Origin of the sequence: Cellulophaga fucicola, assembly GCF_900119145.1 — a bacterium.
GTDB classification, from domain to species: Bacteria; Bacteroidota; Bacteroidia; order Flavobacteriales; family Flavobacteriaceae; genus Cellulophaga; species Cellulophaga fucicola.
The window spans coordinates 210,159-230,743 of record NZ_FPIY01000005.1; the positions used below are offsets into that span (position 1 = coordinate 210,159).

Below are 20,585 nucleotides of genomic sequence, written 5' to 3' on the forward strand. Positions count from 1 at the left end.
TCCTATAAATATAGGTTATTTTATGGATTGTATGTAAAATATATCGTCAGTTTTTTGTAAAACTTGTGTTGTTGTAGGCTTAAAAGCGTTACATCTTTGCATCATAATCAAAACAAAAATATTATGGATTATCAAACAAATGTTTCAGTAGATAAAGAGTCAAAATTAAAAAAGAAAAAAGTTAAAAAGGTATACGATCAAAGGCCAACACCGGCATTTATTGGAGCTGCATGGACATCTTTATGTGTAGGTATGGTTGCTTTCTGTATTGGTTTATGGAATGCAGAAATGTTACTAAATGAAAAAGGATATTATTTTACAATTCTTCTTTTTGGTTTGTTCTCTGTTATATCTCTGCAAAAAGCGGTGAGAGATAAGTTAGAAGGAGTGCAAGTAACAGATATTTATTACGGTATAAGTTGGTTTGCAGCAACAGCATCTATTGTGTTATTGGTTGTTGGTTTATGGAATGCCGATTTGTTATTAAGTGAAAAAGGATTTTACGGAATGTCTTATTTACTATGTCTTTTTTCTGCTATTGCGGTACAGAAAAACACAAGAGATATTAAGTATATAGAAGATAATGATAAAAATGAAGAGTAGTTTTAAACTATTTTAAAAGTTAAAACAAACACAAACTATTTGTTTTGATGAAGGTTATTAGTTTAACCAAAAACAGCGTTACTAAAAAGTAACGCTGTTTTAAATTTATATGGGTTTGTAGTCTAGTTAAACAAGTTCTACAAATAAACCTTCTTCTGTTTTTGCTACTTTAGCAGCATTGTTTTTGGTTAATTCTTTAATGGTTTTATCCCATTTTTTATTGCTTAAACCAGAAGCAGTCTTTAATTCTTCTAAAGGTAATTTATCAGATTTTTTAAGAATGTTTAATACCGCTTTTCCTTCATCACTTAAAGCAACAGCTTTGCGCTCTGGTCTCATTTGTGGAAAGAAAAGAACCTCTTGTATAGATTGGTTATTGGTTAAGAACATAATTAACCTGTCCATTCCAATTCCCATTCCAGATGTAGGAGGCATTCCGTATTCTAAAGCACGTAAAAAATCGTGATCTATAAATTCTGTAGCTTCATCATCTCCTTTTTGAGCTAATTTTAATTGGTGCTCAAAACGTTCTCTTTGGTCTATTGGGTCGTTAAGCTCAGAATATGCATTTGCAATTTCTTTACCACAAACCATAAGCTCAAAACGCTCTGTTAACTCAGGGTTATCTCTGTGTTCTTTACACAGCGGACTCATTTCTTTAGGGTAATCTGTAATAAAGGTAGGCTGTATATAGTTTCCTTCACATTTTTCACCAAAAATCTCATCAATAAGTTTTCCTTTACCCATTGTTTCATCAACCTCTATTCCTAAGCCTTTAGCAGCATCACGAATTTCAGCTTCTGTTTTTCCTGTAATATCAAAACCAGTAAAGTGTTTAATCGAATCTGCCATTGTTACACGAGCATACGGTGGCTTAAAATTAATTTTATGCTCACCAAAAGTAGCTTCACTAGTACCATTAACAGCAATTGCACAATGTTCTAGTAATTTCTCACAGAAATCCATCATCCAATTGTAATCTTTGTAAGCCACATAAATCTCCATAGCAGTAAACTCTGGGTTATGTGTTTTATCCATTCCTTCGTTTCTAAAGTTTTTAGAAAACTCATAAACACCATCAAAACCACCAACAATTAAACGTTTTAAGTAAAGCTCGTTAGCAATTCTCATATATAACGGAATATCTAAACTGTTGTGGTGTGTAATAAACGGTCTAGCCGCTGCACCACCAGGTATAGGCTGTAGTATTGGTGTTTCAACTTCAAAATAACCAGAGTCATTAAAAAAGTCGCGCATTGCGTTAAATAACTTAGTACGCTTAATAAACACTTCTTTTACGTGTGGGTTTACAACTAAATCTGCGTAACGACGACGGTAACGCATTTCTGGATCGTTAAACTCATCAAAAACTTTACCATCTGCATCTACTTTTGGTAAAGGCAATGGGCGTAAAGATTTACTAAGTAATGTAAAGTTTTTTACCATTACTGTTTTTTCGCCAACTTGTGTTGTAAACAAATCGCCTTCTATACCAATAATATCGCCAATATCTAATAACTTTTTGTAAACATCGTTATACAATGTTTTGTCGTCACCAGTACAAATTTCGTCACGATTAAAATATACCTGTATTTTTCCTTCGCCATCTTGTAGTTCTGCAAAAGAAGCTTTTCCTTGTATTCTACGAGACATTAATCGGCCAGAAATAACCACCTGTTTACCCTCTTCAAAATTCTCTTTTACTTGTTTAGAGGTGGTATTTACTGGATATAGGTCTGCTGGGTATGGGTTTATTCCCATTTCTCTAAGCTTGCCTAATTTTTCCCTTCTGATGATTTCTTGTTCCGAAAGCTGCATATATCTATATTAAGGCTGCAAATATAGTTACAAAGTGGTAATCTATCAAAGTAGAAAGCGTAATAGAATAAAAAGGATTTATAATTTTTACATTTTGATGTAACTATGTTGTAAATCATTAATCTAAAAACAATTAAAATTTATAATAATATGGTCTTTATTTTTAAGTTTGATGCTTTTATTGGTTGTTTAAAATTTGATTTTATCAATCTATAAAACGTAAGAAATACGATGTTTTTAGTGAAATTGAAGAAAAAGAGTAACAAAGACGTGTTTTGTTCGTCTTATAAATACATCAATCAAAATAATAATAAATGAGTTTTTGGAGAGTAGTATTGGCTATTTTTTGTCCGCCTTTGGCTGTAATAGGTAAAGGATGCGGATCTATAGTAATTGTATTTTTGCTTTGGCTGTGCGGTTGGGTTCCTGGTACAATTGCAGCGCTTATAATATTGAATAATCCGGACAGATAATTGTATCTTTGTAGAATGAATAAAGAAGTGTTTCTACAGGATTTAGGACAAAAAGATTATAAAGAGACTTGGGATTACCAAGAAGATCTTTTTAAAGAAACTTTAGATATAAAGATTAAAAACAGGCGAGAAGATGCTGGTTTAAAAACACCTAATCACTTTTTGTTTGTAGAACATCCGCACGTGTATACCTTAGGTAAAAGTGGCGATATGTCTAATTTGTTAATTGACGAAGAGCAGTTAGCAAAAAAGAATGCTACGTTTTATAAAATTAATAGAGGAGGAGACATAACATACCACGGACCCGGACAAATAGTAGGTTACCCAATAATAGATTTAGATAACTTTTTTACAGATATACATAAGTATTTACGTTTGTTAGAAGAGATGGTAATTTTAACCCTGGCAGAGTATGGTTTAAAAGCCGAAAGATCTAAAGGGGAAACTGGAGTATGGTTAGACGTTGGTACACCATTTGCGCGTAAAATTTGTGCAATGGGTGTGCGTGCTAGCAGATGGGTAACTATGCACGGTTTTGCTTTAAATGTAAATGCAGATTTAGGGTATTTTGATTTAATGATACCTTGTGGCATAAAAGATAAAGCAGTAACTTCTTTAAACGTTGAGCTAGGTAAAAAAGAAGTAAATGTAACTGAGGTAAAAGAAAAGCTGCTAAAGCATTTTACAACATTATTTAAAGCTGAAATAACGGTTAAGTAGCCTAATTTATTTTATACACAATTATAGAGTTATCTAAATCTTTAGATACAAGTTCTAGTTTTTTATCATTGTCTACATCCGCTAAGTCAATTAGAGAGCTTCCGTAAACTGGAAAGTTCTGTATTGGATCTGCATTGCTGTCAAACAAATATATTTTCTGGTTCTGTAAATCTGTAACGCTAACGTATATTTTATTGTTAATGTAAAATATTTTTGGCTTACTGTACATACCTAGATCTAAGGTTACTTTTTTACCTTTTATAGTAATTGTATTTTGGTCCATTAAAACCAAAGTATTTGTTGTAGCGTCTAAACCGTGTTCTTTAATTAGGTTAAATTTAGTTGCAGCTGTTTTACCATTTGTAGCTATTTGGTGTAGAATTGAAGTTGTGTCTGTTACAGTAAACTTGTCTTTATACAGAACAACGTCATTTGTAGAAAAGGCTATTTTTTTACTAGTCTTAACGCGTACTTTACCAACTCTGTTTAAAATTTTAAGAGAACCATCTTCTAGCATAAAAACCAAGTAATCTTTATTGCCAACAGTAAAATGTTTTGGTTTTTTTATAATAGCACTGCTAGCTTTAGTATATGTAAATCCAGAAACTATATCTGCTTTGTTATTGTACATAAATACTTTGTCTCCTTGTGTTACTACAAATCTGTATTTCTTATTGTTTTCATAATCAAAAACCGCAAGAGCATTTAAGTTACCTCCTTTATATGTAATAGAAAAAGGTTCCACAGACTTTCCGTCTCTGTCTAAAATTAAAAATTGATTGTTAGTTGTAAAGGCAAATTGTAATCTTCCGTTCTTGTACAGGTCTACTTGGGCTATTTCTCCTTGTATTTTACCTTCTAATTGTTTTTTCCATAAGACCTTACCGTCTGTAGAAATTAAATACAGGTTGTTTTCTATGTCTTGTACTATTACTTCTTTTTTGTTAGTTCTGTGGTTTTTTACAAACTGAGGATTGGTTGCAAGATCATTATCTAACTGTACAGTAAAAATAGGGGACGTAGTATTGGCTTCAGTCTCTGTGTTTATTTTCTGAATTGTAAAGTTCGTGTGATAAAAATTAGCGTCTGCGACAAGCTGACCTGCAAAAAAGTAGTTTTCTAAATCGATATCCTTATAGCTATTTGAAAAATTAGTTGCTAAATCTTGTTTCAGTTTTTTGGCATCAGCAATTCGTAATATTGAAGATTGTTTTGCCATTGTCTCGGTAGCAGATTTGTAAAGAGGAGTTTTGTTAAACGTTGTGCCGTTTTTGTAATTGCTAATAATATCTTGTAACGTATATAAATCTTCAGAAAAAATAAAAGCATTACCTATTATGGTGTAGTAGTTAGATTTAAACCCTTCTACCAACGGACTAAATACCTCGGTTAGAATAGTGTTTTTGTTTAACTCCTTAATTTGACTGTCTTTAAAGTTACTTTCGGCTTTTTTAAAGGTATTTAGGTGTTCATCTATATTATCTGCGCCAAAGGTTTGTAGTAAAACTGCTTTCTTAGAATTTATAGTAATTAAAGCTATTTCTTCTACAGTGTTAAAAATAGAATCTTGCAAACTGTCTTTTACTATATAGTTAATTCTGTTTTTAGCAAAAGTATTGTAGTCTGTAAAAGTATAAGAACTAATTGCCTCTGTGTTTTCAGGAGCATACTCTTGTGCTCTGTTGGCTACTGCTGTTGTATTTTTAAACAAGCTTAAAATTGTTAAAACAGAATCGTTGGTAACAGTTATGCCTGCTAAGTTTAGTTGGGTTTGCTTGGTGTTAATATCAAGAGACATCCAATCTATAGTTTTAGTATTGGTAATTGTGTCTTTTGGTAGCGTATTTTTAAGTAAAAAATTGTTTTGTGTGTGTAAAAACAAAGTTCCAGACTTATTGTTACTAGCCGCTTTGTATAGTTTTTGTAAGGTATTGCTGTTTAGTCTAGCTTCTACAGTATTATTAATTGTGTTTTCTATTAAGTTTTTAGAGCTAGATAAAATGGTGTATTCGTTTTCTTTATAGCTATAATAAGCAGTGCTGTCTAGTGTGGTTTTGGTGTAAGTAGTACTTATGTAATCTAAAACACTCTTGGTTGTATTTAAGCTATCTAATCTGTTTAGATTTATAGAGTCCTTGGTTATAAAAAAGAAGTCTGTAGTGTCATTTGTTTTGGTAAAAGCAAGCAAGCCTTTTGCGCTAGGTTCTGCATAGTCTAATAGGGTAACAGACTCCTGATATGTTTTTAGGAGATCACTTTTTTTAAGGTCAGTTAAAAAATCGTTATTTTTAATCTCACTGGTTAAGCTGTTGTAATCATTAATTTTTAATAGCGTAGTGGTATTACTAGGGATATAATCTAGAATAGATGTCTTGGTTTGTTCGTTGGTAGTGCAACTAATGCAAACTAATAAAAATAATACGGCAATAATTTTAAATTTCATACAAAGCAACTTAGAATAACAAAGTTAGATTAATTTAGTTTTAAAGGAAATTTTAATTGCTCGGGTAATTGTTTAAAGCTTTTGCGGTGGTATTTAGTTATTCCAAATTCTCTAATTGCTTCCCTATGTTCTTTGGTAGGGTAGCCCTTATTTTTCTTCCAATTGTACATTGGGTATTCTAAATGTATTTTTTCCATATATGCATCTCTATATGTTTTAGCTAGTATAGATGCTGCAGCAATGCTCATAAATTTAGAGTCACCTTTAACAATGCACTCATGAGCAATTTTTTTATAAGGCTTAAATCGGTTTCCGTCTACAATTATAAAATCGGGTTTAGTTGTAAGCTTACCTATGCTTTTATGCATTGCAAGTATAGAGGCATTTAATATGTTTATTTCGTCTATTTTTTTAGGGTATATGTGTGTTACGCCAAAGCAAATAGCTTGTTCCTCTATAATAGGTCTAAGAAGCTCTCTTTTTTTTTCTGATAATTGCTTAGAATCATTTAAAATAGAATTTTTAAAATCTTCAGGTAAAATAATTGCAGCAGCAGTAACTGGGCCAGCTAAACATCCACGTCCTGCTTCATCTGTTCCTGTTTCATTTATTAGTTTGTGATAGGCTTTTAGCATAAAGGTTCAAAATGTTAAATATGCAAAATTAAGAATTTTTCACAGTTTGGCTTTATATGTTTAATTATTGGTGATTTTATTTGGAGTAAACACATCTTTAACTTTTCGCAAACACCTTTAAGGTATCATTTGTTAATTTTTTAAAATTATAATTTTACCTAAAGGTTAACATTTGATATTCGTTATATTTTATTATGTTTTTTTTGTAGGATTTTATCTTCATTTTTTTTTATTTAATTTTGTGTTTTTCTTAAGTATTTTTGGTTTTTATAGCTTAAAAATAGATTTTCGTTTGTTATTTAATGTCTATTTTAACAATTGTTTATTTTTAACCTTTTTTTTAACATATGCATGTTCCGTTAACAGTAATTTCTTGGAATCTTAACCATTAATTAAGAGTTTTGTTGGGTACTAACTCAAAAATTATAATAAATGAGAACGAAAGTAACTTGGATTTTAACGCCCTTGTTGGTGTTATTAATGAGCTTTTCTTATGGACAAGAAAAGACAATTACAGGTAATGTCACAGATCACGAAGGTCTAACATTACCAGGAGTAACTGTTTTAGTTGTAGGTACAACAACAGGAACTCAAACAGACTTTGATGGTAACTATACCATAAAAGCAAGTGTAGGGCAGGTATTGCGTTACAGCTATATTGGTCAAAAAACAACTGAAAGAAAAGTTGGATCAAGCAGCACAATTAGCCTTCAAATGGAGGAAGACGCAGAAGCGTTAGAAGAGGTAGTTGTAGTGGCTTACGGATCTCAAAAAAAGAAATCTATAGTAGGTTCTGTTACTTCTTTAGGAGTAGAGGAAATAGGTAATCAGCAGTTAACAACTGTTACTAGTGCTATTCAAGGTACAGTGGCGGGTGTAAATGTTATTACTTCTGGTGGTCAGCCAGGATCTAACCCAACAATTAGAATTCGTGGTGTAGGTTCTATTAATGCTAGTTCAGATCCATTAATTATATTAGATGGTGTTCCTTTTAATGGGAATATTAATAGTATTAGTGGTGATCAGATTGAATCTATGAACATTCTTAAAGATGCATCATCTACTGCATTATACGGTTCAAGAGCTGCAAACGGGGTTATTTTAATTACAACTAAAAAAGGTAGTTACAATTCAGAATCAAAAATTACTGTAACTGCAGTTTCTGGTTTTTCTACTCCAGCAGTATCTTTACATGAGCGTATAGGTAATGATGATATGATGAGATATTCTTGGGAAGCAGAAAGAAATAAAAATATTTATGTTTCTGGTCAGTCTGCAGCAGATGCTGGTGTTAATGCTTCACAAAGTTTAATATCTAATTTAGGATACAATCCTTACAATGTTGCTCAGCCAGTTGATCAAAATGGAAACTTAGTAGCTGGTGCAGCATCTCAATGGGAAACTGATTGGGAAGATGCAATGTTAAGAAGTGCAGCTCAACGTAACGAGTATACAGTAAGTATTAGTGGAGGTGGAGAATCATCAAGGTTTTTCTTATCTGCAAACTATTTAAACCAAGAAGGAGCAGTTAGAGAGTCAGATTTTGAAAGATTTACTACTCGTTTAAATGTAGAATCTAGTGTTAAAGATTGGTTAACTGTAGGTTTAAATACGTCATTATCTACATCTAAGCAACAATTTCCAACACAGTCAGGATCTAACTTTCAAAGTTCTTACCAATGGATTTACAGTATGTCTTCAATTTACCCATTATATAGAAGAAACGAAGCTGGAGGTTTAGTTTTAGATAACTTAGGAAATCGTATTTACGATTATGGTTCTACACCAGGACAATCTGTTAACGGTAGTAGACCTTTATTAGGAAATGAAAATGCAGTTGGTTCATTATTTAATTATGATGATGTTAACAAAAGAACAAATGCAACTGTAAATGGTTTTGCTAAAATTAAGTTTTCTGATAACTTATCTTTCAAGACTAACTTATCATACGAAAACTATTTATTTGATAGTAATTCTTATGATGCTTATGATGTAGGTGTTGCTGCTAGTGTTGGTGGTCGTGTAGCTCAAGATAGAGATATTACTACAACTTTTAACTTTACAAACTCTCTTAATTATGATAAAACATTTGGAGATCATAGTATTCAAGGAACTGCAATTTTCGAAGCTTACAAGCTTAAGGTTGATGCATTAGGAGCTCAAGGAACTGGTTTTTTACCAGGGGTAAAAGTTTTAAATGGTAGTACGCTTCCAGAAGGTGTTAGTGGATTTGTTAATGAAGATAGAATAACTTCATATTTAGGACGTTTGGCATACAGTTATAAAGATAAATACTTTATAGAAGGTTCTTACCGTAGAGATGGTTCTTCAAGATTTTCTGAAGACACAAGATGGGGTAACTTTTTCTCTATAGGTGGTTCATGGGTTATTTCTGATGAAGGTTTCCTTGCAAATAGTAATACTATTAATTTATTGAAATTGAGATCATCATATGGTGAGCTTGGTAACGCAAGTACAGGTTCTTATTTTCCTTATTTACAAGGTTTTGAAACAGGAAACAACGAGTTAGAGAACACAGGAGTATTATTAGGAGATGTAACAGATCCTAATTTAACTTGGGAAAATCAAGCAATTTTTAATGTAGGTTTAGATTTTTCTTTACTTAATGATAGGTTAGATGGTACTTTAGAGTATTACAGTAAAGAGTCTATTGATTTAATTTATACTAAGCCGTTACCAATTTCTACTGGTAACTCTGGTATTACAACAAACGTAGGTTCTATTAAAAACTCTGGTTACGAACTTTCATTAGCAGGTAGAATTATTCAAACAAATAATGTTACTTGGTCTGTTGGTGTTAACGCATCAGTTAATAAGAATGAAATTACTGAGTTAACTCAGGATGAATTTATTACTGGTACCAAAAAATGGAAAGAAGGAAAATCTTTATATGATTTCTTTATTCAAGACTGGGCTGGAGTAGATTCTGCAGACGGTTACGGTATGTGGTATAAAGATGTTTTAGATACAGAAGGTAATCCAACAGGAGAAAGAGAGACTACAAAAGATTATTCAGAAGCAACTAGATATTACCAAGGTTCTTCTTTGCCAGACGTTACAGGTGGTTTAACAACAGACCTTAAAGTTGGTGGTTTTGACTTTAATATGTTATTTAACTTTAGTGTTGGAGCTCAAATTTATGATAGTTCTTATGCTGGTTTAATGGATGGTTTTTCTAGACCTGGTTATACTGCATCTCCAGATGTTGCAAGTAGATGGACTCAGCCTGGAGACGTAACAGATGTACCTCTTTTATTAAATTCTCAAAATGATTTTAATGGTACGTCAACAAGATTCTTGTTTGATAATGATTATGTTAGACTAAGAGCACTTACAATAGGTTATACATTACCTAAAGATATAGTAGGTAAAGCGTCATTAGATAACGTTAGGTTATACTTAAGAGGTGATAATTTATTCACTTGGCAAAGTCATAAAGGAATAGACCCAGAACAAAGTTTAGCAGGTACTACAGATAGTAGATCATCTTTGTTAAAAACAGTTAGTTTAGGTCTTAATGTTCAATTTTAATAATATATAGAGAAATGAAGAATTATATAAAAACAGGATTTTTATCCTTACTATGCGCAAGCTCTTTTATCTTCGTTGGTTGTTCTGAAGATTACTTAAATGATCCTCAACCAACTGAAATAGTTGCGGAAAGTGTTATTTTTGGGTCTCGTACAGGTGTAGAAGCTTTTTTATCAGGTATTGCAAGAAGAGCTAGAGGTCAATTTAGTAGTGTTGATGCAGCTGGTGTAAATTCAATTTACTTTGCTAGAACATTAAAAGGAAACGATTTAATCCACGCTCGTTCTTGGTGGGGTTTTGATTATGATAATGATAACAGAGAGCCTACTTACCGTAGAACTTCTTTTAGTTGGGAATTTCCTTACTATATGATTAACCAACTTAATGCTTGTATTAATGGTGTTGAAACATCTGAATTATCTGAAGTAGATAAATCAGAATTAATTGGTCAAGCTAGAGCTTTAAGAGGTTTTTACTATTTCCAATTAGCATTAGAATTTCAAGAAGGTTACACATCTTCAAATAGAGATTTACCTGCTCCTCCAATTTACACAGAACTTTCTACAGAAGGTAAGCCAATGGGTACTTTAGGTGAGCTTTACGATTTTATCGTAGAAGATTTAACTACAGCTATATCTTCTTTATCAGAAGATAGACTTGGTAAGTCTTACGTAAACGTAAATGTTGCTAATGGTATATTGGCTAGAGTTTATTTGGCTATGTCTAATTGGGACGGTGCTGAGGATGCTGCAAATGCTGCTTACGGTGGTAATGTTGCTGCTGTATTAGATCCAGATAGTTATGGAAATGGATTTGATGATATTAGCAATGTTGAGTGGATTTGGGGTAACCCTCAAACTGGTGATCAATCTAACTATTATTACAATGCACCTTCTGCTTTCGTAGATCCAATAAACCCAGCATATAATAATATTTATATAAATGAATTTTTTGCAAACGAATTTACAGCTACAGATGCTCGTAACACTTTTACTTACGGTACTGCTACAGATTTTACTAAAGTAACAAGTACTAAATTTGTTTTTGCTTTCTCTAGTGATATTGTTTTAATGAGAACAGCAGAGATGATTTTAATTGAAGCTGAAGCTAAATTTAGACAAGGTGACGAAATTGGAGCAAGAGATTTAATGTTTGAGTTACAAAGTAATAGAGATCCGATGGCTGTTAAGTCTACTAACACTGGTTCTGCTTTAGAAGAGGAAATTCTTTTAGAAAGAAGAAAAGAATTATATGGTGAATATGGTGTAGAATGGTTTGATGCAAAAAGATTACAAAGAGGTATTGTAAGAACTCCAAACCATAGAATTGTGAAAACATTAGAGCCTAATGATAAAAGGTTTTATTTAAAAATTCCACAAGTTGAAATTGATGCAAATGAAAACATAGATGATTCTGTGAATTCAGGTAGATAAGAATAAAGTAAATAAATTTTATTTAACCGCTATGAGCAATTGCTTATAGCGGTTTTTTTTGTTTTATAAAATTAACATTTGGAAGTGTTACATTGCTTAGTGTTGGTTTTTAACTAATCTTTTATGGTCGCTTTCTGTCTGTTATAGCTCTTAAGGTTATTGGTTTTTATTTTTTTACTTATTTAATTATCCATTTTCACAGGCATTTCAAAGTAGTATTTTTCTTAATAATTTAACCTTAAATCTAATGAACAGTTGTTTTCTTACTATTAACACATAAGTGAGTATTTGTCTTACACGTACACTTTTTCTTCAGGTATTGTTAATATAATTAACATCTATTGTTTGTTTCTTTAACTTAATTTTAAGATTTTTGTGAAACTAACTCAAAAATCGAAAATAAATGAGAGCAAAAGTAACTTGGATTTTAACACCCTTGTTGGTGTTATTAATGAGTTTCTCTTACGGACAAGAGAAAACAATTACAGGTAATGTTACAGATCAAGATGGTCTTCCATTACCAGGAGTTTCTGTTTTAGTTGTTGGAACAACAACAGGAACCCAATCTGACTTTGATGGTAATTACACTATTAAGGCAAAAGTAGGGCAAACTTTGCGTTACACCTATATTGGTCAAAAAGCAACAGATAGAAAGGTTGGATCAAGTAGTACAATTAACATTCAAATGGAGCAGGATGCTGAGGCATTGGACGAGGTAATTGTTACTGGTTTTGGTAATGTATCTAAAACATCTTTTGCCGGTTCTGCAAAAGTAGTAGCGGGTGAAAACATTTCTCAAAAGTCTTTCACAAATGTATCTCAAGCGTTAGCAGGTGAAATTGCAGGTGTATCTGTATTTAATACATCTGGTCAGCCTGGTAGTACATCTACTGTGAGAATTAGAGGTTTTGGATCTGTAAATGGTAGTCAAAATCCATTATACATTGTGGATGATGCTCCATTTAGAGGTAGTTTAAATGATATCAACCCAAATGATATTAAATCTGTAACCGTTCTTAAAGATGCTTCTGCAACTTCTTTGTATGGAGCAAGAGGAGCTAATGGTGTAATTGTTATTACAACAAAAAGAGGTTCTGATACTGGTAACGAAATAAGCGTATCTATTAAAACAGGTGCCAATTTTCAAGGTATTGGTAGATACGAGACTATTGATTCTCCAGAAGAATATATTGGTATTGCTTGGGAAGGTACTTATCAAAGAGGTTTGTTAGAAAATAATGGAGATCAAATTGCAGCAGTAGATTATGCTAATGCAAACTTATTTGAAGGTGCAAATGCAGATGTTTCAGATATTTCGCCAGTATACAATATGTGGAATACCAGTGATAGCGGTGCAATTGGAGTGTCAGAATTAATAGACCCTGTAACAGGTATGGTTAGACCAGGGGTAACTAGAAGATATTCGCCAGAAGATTGGGAAGATTTTGCTTTTCAAAGTGCAAATAGAATTGAAGGAAATGTTTCTCTAGCTAATACAGGAGAAAACTCTTCAGTATATACTTCAGTAGGTTTTATTGATGATCAAGGTTATGCAAGTAACACTGATTATCAAAGGTTAAATGCACGTATTTCTGCAACAAACAAGTATAAAGATGTCATAAAAATGAATACTTCTTTAAACTATGCGCAGAGTGAAACTAATAATAATGGTACAGGTAGTTCTTCTTCTTCACAGTTTTGGTGGATAGATAATATCCCATCAATTTACCCATTGTTTACTAGAGATGCTAATGGTAACAAAATTGACGATCCTATATATGGTGGTTCTCTTTATGATTATGGTTTAGAAGATGGTCGTGGTTTTGGTTTTGCTACAAATGGTGTTGCAGATTCTCAAATTAATATTAGTAGGTCTAAAGACAACTCAGTAAACTTTACTAATGATTTAAAAATTACATTAGTAGAAGGTTTAACTTTAGATAATAACTTCTCTTATCAGTATTTTATGAGTGATGATATAGATCTAAACGAGCCTTTTTATAGTCCTGCTAAAGGTCAAGGTGGGGTAATTAACAGATCTAGATCAGAAACTAAAAATTATTCAATAAGAACAGGTCTTAGATATAATAAAACTTTTGGAGAAACAAATTTGTCTGCTTTTGTATCTCACGTAGCTACATCATATAAATTTAATTATTTAGAAGCAGAGCGCTCTAAGTTAGTAACACCTTTTGGAACAGATATTTCTAACGGTGTTGTAAATGCACCTAGTGATGGTTTTACTAGAGATGAAACAACAGAAAGTTACATAGCAAATGCTACGTTAGATTTTTCTAGTAAGTATTTTTTAAATGCAACGTTTAACAGAGATGCTTCTTCAAGATTTTTAAACGAAAAATGGGGTAATTTTTATTCAGTTGGTGCAGCATGGGTTTTATCTCAAGAAGATTTTATGTCTAGTTCTAATTTTGTAGATTTCTTAAAAGTTAAGGGTAGTTATGGTGTTCTTGGTAACTCTGGTGTATTAACAGGTACCGCTAACAACTACTATCCAGGATATAACTTATATTCTGTAAATAATTTAAATGATAATATATCATTAGCATTTGCTACCAAAGGAAACCCAGACCTTACTTGGGAAAGTTCAAATCAATTTAATGTTGGTGTAGAGTTTGAACTTGGTGGTTTTATAGATGGTTCTGTAGAGGCATATAGTAAATCTACTACAGATATGTTTTTTGACAGAAGAGTAGGTCCTTCAGTAGGGTATGCGTTAATTTCTGTAAATGACGGAGAGATGGTTAATTCAGGTGTAGAATTTGATTTAGATTTTAAATTGGTTCAAAACGATAAATTTAGCTTATCATTAGGTATTAATGGTTCTACTTTTAAAAATGAATTAAAGGCAATGCCAATAGATCCATCTACCGGGGAGCAGCAAAAACTTGATATAAGTGGAAATTACGGACGTACAGTTGGCCGTTCATTATATGACTACTATATGCCAGTATATGCAGGTGTTAATGTAGATACAGGTGCAGCACAATGGGAGCGTAGCTTTAATGATTTAGATGGTGATGGTGTTTTTGGAACAGGTGATGAAATAATTACAAATTTAACATCATATACTAATGATAATCCAGACGCTAATGTAGTTCAAGATATTACTGAGGTATATTCAGAAGCTGCTGATAAATTTATCAATAAAACAGCTATACCAGATGTAACAGGTTCTTTTAGGTTAAATGCTAAATATGGTAATTTTACTTTAAGCACTTTATTTAACTATTCTTTAGGTGGTTATGCTTATGACGCTGCTTATGCTAACTTAATGGATAATGATTATGCTGGTACAAATAATTTCCATGTAGATATTAGAGATCGTTGGATGCAGCCTGGTGATGTTACTGATATTCCTAGACAGGATGCTAGATTCCAAATTCAGCAAAGTGCTACATCTACTAGATTTTTAGTGAAATCTGATTATTTAGCATTAAACAATATCAGGTTAGGGTATACTTTACCAAGTGACATTAGTAAGCAAATTGGACTTAAAAATCTAGATTTTTATATAACAGGAGATAATCTTGCATTTTTCTCTAAAAGACAAGGTTTTAACCCATCTACATCTATAACTGGTGGATCTTCAATTTACAGTTATAGTCCATTATCAACTGTTGTTTTAGGTGTTAATTTAAAATTATAAAACTATGAAAACTTTAAATAAAATAATATATACAGCAGGAGCTTTACTGTTTATGAGCTCATGTAGTGAAGACTTTTTAGAGGTGTTTCCAACAGAAACATTGTCTCAAGAGCAAGTAAGTGAGGCTTCAAAAATTAATCCAGATGTTTCTAAGGCTACATTATTGGGTATTTACGAAAACTTATACCGTAGAGGTAGTGGAGGTACAACTAGTCAAGAAGATTTTGGTATAACAACACAGTACATACAGTTAGATATGTTTTCTACAGATATGGCTCATTTAGGTAAAAGTTATAACAGGCAAACACAAGTTTCAGAGCTAACAGCAACAGTAGATCCAGATTCTGATTATAACTACAGACCTTGGAGATTTCTTTTTAGAGTTGTAAACCTTTCTAACTTAGTTATTGATGGTGCAGGCGGTAATGATGTAGTACCAGAAACAGAAAACTTAAGGTATACCGTAGGTCAAGCAAAAGCTCTTAGAGCTTATGCTTACTTCTTTCTTGCTCACGTTTTTGTAAATGACATATCAAACTTATCTCAAGAAGCACTTCCTATTTATACAAGTGCAGAAGATATTGATCAACCAAAATCTACTTTACAAGAAGTTTTTGACTTAGTTATAAAAGATTTAACTGATGCTGAAACATTATTAGAAGGTTTTGTAAGAGAAGATAAAATTGAAATTAACCAAGATATTGTAAGAGGTTTATTAGCTAAAACTTATGGAGCTCTTAACGACTGGGAAAACGCTGAGGATTATGCTGCTTTAGTTGTTAATTCTGGTAATTACCCAATAATGACAGCTGATGAAGTAGCCTTATTGCCAGGTGAAAGTGGTGCTGTTGGTGGTTTTAATGATATTAACTCTATCCCAGGTATTATGTGGGGTATAGACATTACACCTACAGGTCAAGGCTTAGCATCTTTATTTTCTTGGTGGGGTTTTATGGATGTATATAGTTATAGTTATGCAGCTGTAGGAAACTCTAAAGGAATGGATGCAGATTTACATGCTAATTTTAGAGATGATGATATTAGATTAAATCAATTTTCAGGAAGTTTACAACCTTCTGGTAAGTTTTACTACAAAGGTGCAGAAAACAATGGATTTGGTGCTTTCTCAGGACCTCAGTCTAATATAGATTCTGACTCTCACTATATGAGGATAGCAGAAATGTATTTATTACATGCAGAAGCTGCAGCTGAAAATGGTAATGATGCTGGTGCTAGAACTAGTTTAAAAGCATTATTGGACTTAAGATTAGATGACAGTTCTTATATAGATGGTTTATCTGGAGCAGCTCTAGCAGAAGAGGCAGCTTTACAAGCTCGTTTAGAATTGTTTGCAGAGGGACAATCTTACTTTGTAATGAAAAGAAGACGTGAAACTAGAACAAGAGGTTCTAATTGGTTAGATTTTTCTGGTGATGCATTTAGCCATGATGATGAGCGTTTAACTTATGAAATTCCACAAGAGGAAATTTTATTTAATCCAAATATAAACACTCAAAATTAATAGTCTTTATACTATTAATAAAATTTACAACCGCCAAGAGCCTTGCTCTTGGCGGTTTTTTTATGTCTTATTTCTATTGTTAAGTAAAATCTTGTTACTTAACAAACACAGATTACGTGTTAAAAAAGAACGCTTTTATCCTACGTTCTAAATCTTATTTTATTTACCTTTTGATGTTATAAGCTATTAATTTAATAAGAAACATGCTTCTTTTTTAATTTATTTTCAATGAAAAGCATATTTTTTTAAAAATAACTGTAATTAACAAATCTTTAATACGACAAAGCATCTCATAGATACTTTTTAAGTTACTGATTTTCTTATTTATGAAGTTTTTTGGGTAGTACTAATTCTTTGTAAGACAATGGATTTACTAAGTATCTATATTTTTTTATTAAATAATTTTCAGTCTATCTCTATTGTTTGTTAATCACATTAAAAGATTAATTAAATGTTAATCTCTTACTTGTTCTTATACAAATAGTTTGGAAAAAAGCTGAAGCTAACTAAAAACTAAATTAAATGAGAAAAAAAGTAACTTGGATTTTAACACCCTTGTTGGTGTTATTAATGAGTTTCTCTTACGGACAAGAGAAAACAATTACAGGTAGTGTTACAGATCAAGATGGTTTGCCATTACCAGGTGTGTCTGTTCTAGTTGTTGGTACAACAATAGGAACAGAATCAGATTTTGATGGTAATTATACTATTAAGGCAAGTATAGGTCAAATATTACGTTACAGTTATATTGGGCAAAAAACAACGCAAAGAACAGTTGGTGCTTCTAGTGTAATTAATTTACAGCTAGAGGAAGATGCAGAAGCTTTAGAAGAAGTAGTTGTTACTGCTTATGGCGTGCAGAAAAAGGAATCTTTAACAGGTTCTATAACAGAAATTAAATCAGAGGAAATTGCTAAAGTTGCTTCTGGTAATGCTGTGACTGGTTTAACAGGTAAAGTTTCTGGTGTTCAGATTTTTTCAAACTCTGGTCAGCCTGGTACAGCACCTACTGTAAGGTTTAGAGGTATAGGATCTTTAAATGGATCTTCTGCTCCTTTATATGTTGTAGATGGTGTTCCTTATAACGAATCTATTACATCTTTAAACCCAAATGATATTGAGACAATTTCATTTTTAAAGGATGCTGCTGCTGCTGCTTTATATGGTAACAGGGGAGCTAATGGTGTTATTATTGTAACTACTAAAAAAGGTAAAGCAGGTAAAGTAAGTGTAAATTTAGATGTAAGAACTAGTTTTACTAGTAGAGCAACTAAAGATTATGACGTATTTAACGATGCAGGTGAATACTTAGAGGCATATCATAAAATGCTAAAAAGTAATGATATTGTAGAGAACGGAACAGATGTAGCTACTGCAGGCTTAAATGCTTCAGCTAATTTGTTTGATGGTACTCAAGGTTTGGTTTACAACCCTTTTGGCGGAGACAGAACTACAGTTGTAGATCCTAATACTGGCATATTAAGATCTGGTAATCAATTGTGGACATCAGACTGGGAAGACGAGTTGTTTAATGATGGTAGCGGAATACAAACTTTGTATGCTAGTGTTGCTGGCGGAACAGAAAAAGCTACTTATTTCTTTTCTGTAGGTAACGAAGACAATACAGGTTATAATGTTAATACAGGATTTAAAAGATTAACATTAAATATGAATATGAATTCTCAAATTAATGATAACATTAAGATGGGAGTATCTGCTAATTATGCAAACAGAGAACAAACCGGTACGTTAACTAATAATATTACAGGTAATTTTGCTTGGGTAAGAAATATAGCGCCTATTTATCCTGTTTTTGCAGTAGATCATGCAACAGGAGCAACAGTTTTAGATGATAAAGGAAATGCACTTTGGGATTGGGCAGATGTTACTTCTCCTAATGCAACTGCAGGTAGACCTTTTAATGGGTTTTCTAACCCACATGCATTACAAACTTTAAACGTAAACAAGTCTGTAAGAGACAACCTTACATCTAGAGCTTTTACTGAAATTAAATTTTTAAAGGATTTTGTCTTTACCTATAATTTTGGTTTAGATCTAGCATTTTACAATACTACCAATTATACAAATAAAATTGTAGGTAGTTCTGCTTCTTCAGATGTTAATGGTAGGTTATCAGAACAATTTGGAAGAGGTACAACGTACACTAACCAACAATTATTAGGTTGGAAAAAAACAATTGCAGACAATCATAACTTAGATATTTTATTAGGCCATGAAAACTCAGACTACAATTTTAAATTTTTAGACGCTAATAAAAAGAATCAATTTATTTCTAATGATATATCTGCTAGTCTTTTTGCAGAGAATGATGGGGCTGGTAATGTAACTGGTGGTCCAACAGAATATCTTTTAGAAGGTTTCTTTGCTAGAATGTTATACGATTTTGATAGTAAGTATTACATAAACGGAAGTTTTCGTAGAGATGGTTCTTCTGTTTTTTCTGAAGACAATAGATGGGGTAACTTTTGGGGTGCTGGTGTAGCGTGGAGAATATCTAAAGAGTCTTTTATGGATAATGTAAATTGGATTAATGAGTTAAAACTAAAATCTAGTATTGGTCAGCAAGGGAACGATTATGTAGGTTACCCAGATAATACAGCGGTAAGAAATTATGCGCCTTATTTAGATCAATGGGATGTTACATCAGATGGTGAAGAATTTAATTTAAATAAAACTGTTTTAGGAAATGAAAATTTAAAATGGGAAACATCTACCAATTTTAACGCTGGTTTCGAATTAAATATGTTTGAAAACAGACTTAGAATAGAGTCAGAATATTTTCAAAGAAAGATCACAGATTTAATTTTTAACAGACCATTACCAAATTCTTCTGGCTTACCATCTATTCCAGAAAATGTAATGGATATGCAAAATGTTGGTGTAGAAGCAAGTATTTCTTATGATATTATTAGAAACCAGAATTTAAACTGGACAGTAGATCTTAACGCTACACATTATAAAAATGAGATTACAAAATTAGCTCCAGGAAGAGACTTTATAGATCCAGGTACAGTATATAGATGGGAAAAGGGTAGTAGTGCCTTTGATTATTACATTCGAGATTTTGTAGGGGTAAACCCAACTAATGGTAATGCTATATGGTATACTTCTAGTGAATTTGAAGCAGATGGTACAACGCCAATAGTAAATAATCAAACAGAAGATTACTCAGTTGCTTCAGAAACTAACTTAGGAAAATCTGCATTACCAGATGTTAATGGTGGTTTTACATCGTCACTTACATACAAGAATTTAGATTTTAGTTTTGCGCTTTCTTATCAATTTGGTGGTTATGCTTTTGATGCTATTTATAATGATGCTTTTGGTGGTGGAATAGGAGAAAATCTAAGTAAAGATTTTTATAAAACTTGGACGTATGATAATACAACTGCAAGTTTACCAAGAGTAATAGATGGTTCTAGAAATTACAATACATCAGATTTACTTTTAGAAAAATCAGATTTTATTAGTCTTAATGATGTTTCTATAGGGTATACTTTACCTAGTGACGTAGTAGAAAAAATTGGTTTATCTAAGGTTAGAATATATGGTTTAGGTAACAATCTGGCTTTATGGACAGCTTCTGGTAGACAAGGTTTTGATCCACGAGCAAGTGTTACGGGAGGTAATAACTCTGTTAGGTATGCAACGTTAAAGACGTTTACATTAGGTTTAAATGTTAATTTTTAAAAGTAAAA

General features: G+C 32.1%; 11 protein-coding genes. 8 read left to right on the plus strand and 3 right to left on the minus strand.

Features of this window, described 5'->3' with window-relative positions; genetic code table 11:
- Nucleotides 1–123 precede the first annotated feature (123 nt).
- Nucleotides 124–603, plus strand: a complete 480-nt coding sequence (yiaA, locus tag BT107_RS15285; protein ID WP_072304704.1) for an inner membrane protein YiaA — start codon at nt 124–126, stop codon at nt 601–603.
- Between the two features lie 126 nt (nt 604–729).
- On the opposite strand, the gene lysS is transcribed toward yiaA, so the two are convergent.
- Nucleotides 730–2,421 (minus strand): lysine--tRNA ligase, encoded by a 1,692-nt coding sequence (lysS, locus tag BT107_RS15290; RefSeq protein ID WP_072304705.1) that lies wholly within the window; start codon nt 2,419–2,421, stop codon nt 730–732.
- A gap of 314 nt (nt 2,422–2,735) precedes the next feature.
- Here lysS and BT107_RS15295 point away from each other — a divergent pair, with 314 nt between their 5' ends.
- Together BT107_RS15295 and lipB are read left to right on the plus strand one after the other, a co-directional pair.
- Entirely contained in the window at nt 2,736–2,894 is a 159-nt protein-coding gene (locus BT107_RS15295) for a YqaE/Pmp3 family membrane protein (protein ID WP_072304706.1), read from the plus strand.
- A 15-nt stretch (nt 2,895–2,909) separates the two neighbouring features.
- Complete coding sequence (gene lipB / locus BT107_RS15300; RefSeq protein WP_072304707.1) at nt 2,910–3,614, plus strand: lipoyl(octanoyl) transferase LipB; 705 nt, start codon at nt 2,910–2,912, stop codon at nt 3,612–3,614.
- A 1-nt stretch (nt 3,615) separates the two neighbouring features.
- On the opposite strand, the gene BT107_RS15305 is transcribed toward lipB, so the two are convergent.
- Both BT107_RS15305 and BT107_RS15310 read right to left on the minus strand, forming a co-directional pair.
- Complete coding sequence (locus BT107_RS15305; RefSeq protein WP_072304708.1) at nt 3,616–6,057, minus strand: hypothetical protein; 2,442 nt, start codon at nt 6,055–6,057, stop codon at nt 3,616–3,618.
- Nucleotides 6,058–6,086: 29 nt separating this feature from the next.
- Nucleotides 6,087–6,692, minus strand: a complete 606-nt coding sequence (locus BT107_RS15310; RefSeq protein ID WP_072304709.1) for a ribonuclease HII — start codon at nt 6,690–6,692, stop codon at nt 6,087–6,089.
- Between the two features lie 432 nt (nt 6,693–7,124).
- Here BT107_RS15310 and BT107_RS15315 point away from each other — a divergent pair, with 432 nt between their 5' ends.
- The 5 genes from BT107_RS15315 to BT107_RS15335 all read left to right on the plus strand — a co-directional run bounded on the left by BT107_RS15315 (nt 7,125) and on the right by BT107_RS15335 (nt 20,577).
- Nucleotides 7,125–10,244: a SusC/RagA family TonB-linked outer membrane protein gene (locus tag BT107_RS15315; protein WP_072304710.1), complete on the plus strand. Its 3,120-nt coding sequence runs from the start codon at nt 7,125–7,127 to the stop codon at nt 10,242–10,244.
- 14 nt (nt 10,245–10,258) lie between these two features.
- Nucleotides 10,259–11,677, plus strand: coding sequence for a RagB/SusD family nutrient uptake outer membrane protein (locus BT107_RS15320; RefSeq protein ID WP_072304711.1), 1,419 nt, complete (start codon nt 10,259–10,261; stop codon nt 11,675–11,677).
- Nucleotides 11,678–12,080: 403 nt separating this feature from the next.
- Nucleotides 12,081–15,344: a SusC/RagA family TonB-linked outer membrane protein gene (locus BT107_RS15325; protein WP_072304712.1), complete on the plus strand. Its 3,264-nt coding sequence runs from the start codon at nt 12,081–12,083 to the stop codon at nt 15,342–15,344.
- Nucleotides 15,345–15,348: 4 nt separating this feature from the next.
- A complete protein-coding gene (locus BT107_RS15330; RefSeq protein ID WP_072304713.1) occupies nt 15,349–16,866 on the plus strand; it encodes a RagB/SusD family nutrient uptake outer membrane protein in 1,518 nt (505 codons plus the stop codon).
- Nucleotides 16,867–17,388: 522 nt separating this feature from the next.
- The gene (locus BT107_RS15335) at nt 17,389–20,577 is read left to right on the plus strand and encodes a SusC/RagA family TonB-linked outer membrane protein (protein ID WP_072304714.1); all 3,189 of its coding nucleotides are present in this window, start codon (nt 17,389–17,391) and stop codon (nt 20,575–20,577) included.
- The last annotated feature ends 8 nt before the right edge of the window (nt 20,578–20,585 follow it).

What these genes read in the sequence shown, in the direction of transcription:
- yiaA (WP_072304704.1), top strand. Translation starts at nt 124, where the DNA reads ATGGATTATCAAACAAATGTTTCAGTAGATAAAGAGTCAAAATTAAAA.
- lysS (WP_072304705.1), bottom strand. Translation starts at nt 2,421, where the DNA reads ATGCAGCTTTCGGAACAAGAAATCATCAGAAGGGAAAAATTAGGCAAG.
- BT107_RS15295 (WP_072304706.1), top strand. Translation starts at nt 2,736, where the DNA reads ATGAGTTTTTGGAGAGTAGTATTGGCTATTTTTTGTCCGCCTTTGGCT.
- lipB (WP_072304707.1), top strand. Translation starts at nt 2,910, where the DNA reads ATGAATAAAGAAGTGTTTCTACAGGATTTAGGACAAAAAGATTATAAA.
- BT107_RS15305 (WP_072304708.1), bottom strand. Translation starts at nt 6,057, where the DNA reads ATGAAATTTAAAATTATTGCCGTATTATTTTTATTAGTTTGCATTAGT.
- BT107_RS15310 (WP_072304709.1), bottom strand. Translation starts at nt 6,692, where the DNA reads ATGCTAAAAGCCTATCACAAACTAATAAATGAAACAGGAACAGATGAA.
- BT107_RS15315 (WP_072304710.1), top strand. Translation starts at nt 7,125, where the DNA reads ATGAGAACGAAAGTAACTTGGATTTTAACGCCCTTGTTGGTGTTATTA.
- BT107_RS15320 (WP_072304711.1), top strand. Translation starts at nt 10,259, where the DNA reads ATGAAGAATTATATAAAAACAGGATTTTTATCCTTACTATGCGCAAGC.
- BT107_RS15325 (WP_072304712.1), top strand. Translation starts at nt 12,081, where the DNA reads ATGAGAGCAAAAGTAACTTGGATTTTAACACCCTTGTTGGTGTTATTA.
- BT107_RS15330 (WP_072304713.1), top strand. Translation starts at nt 15,349, where the DNA reads ATGAAAACTTTAAATAAAATAATATATACAGCAGGAGCTTTACTGTTT.
- BT107_RS15335 (WP_072304714.1), top strand. Translation starts at nt 17,389, where the DNA reads ATGAGAAAAAAAGTAACTTGGATTTTAACACCCTTGTTGGTGTTATTA.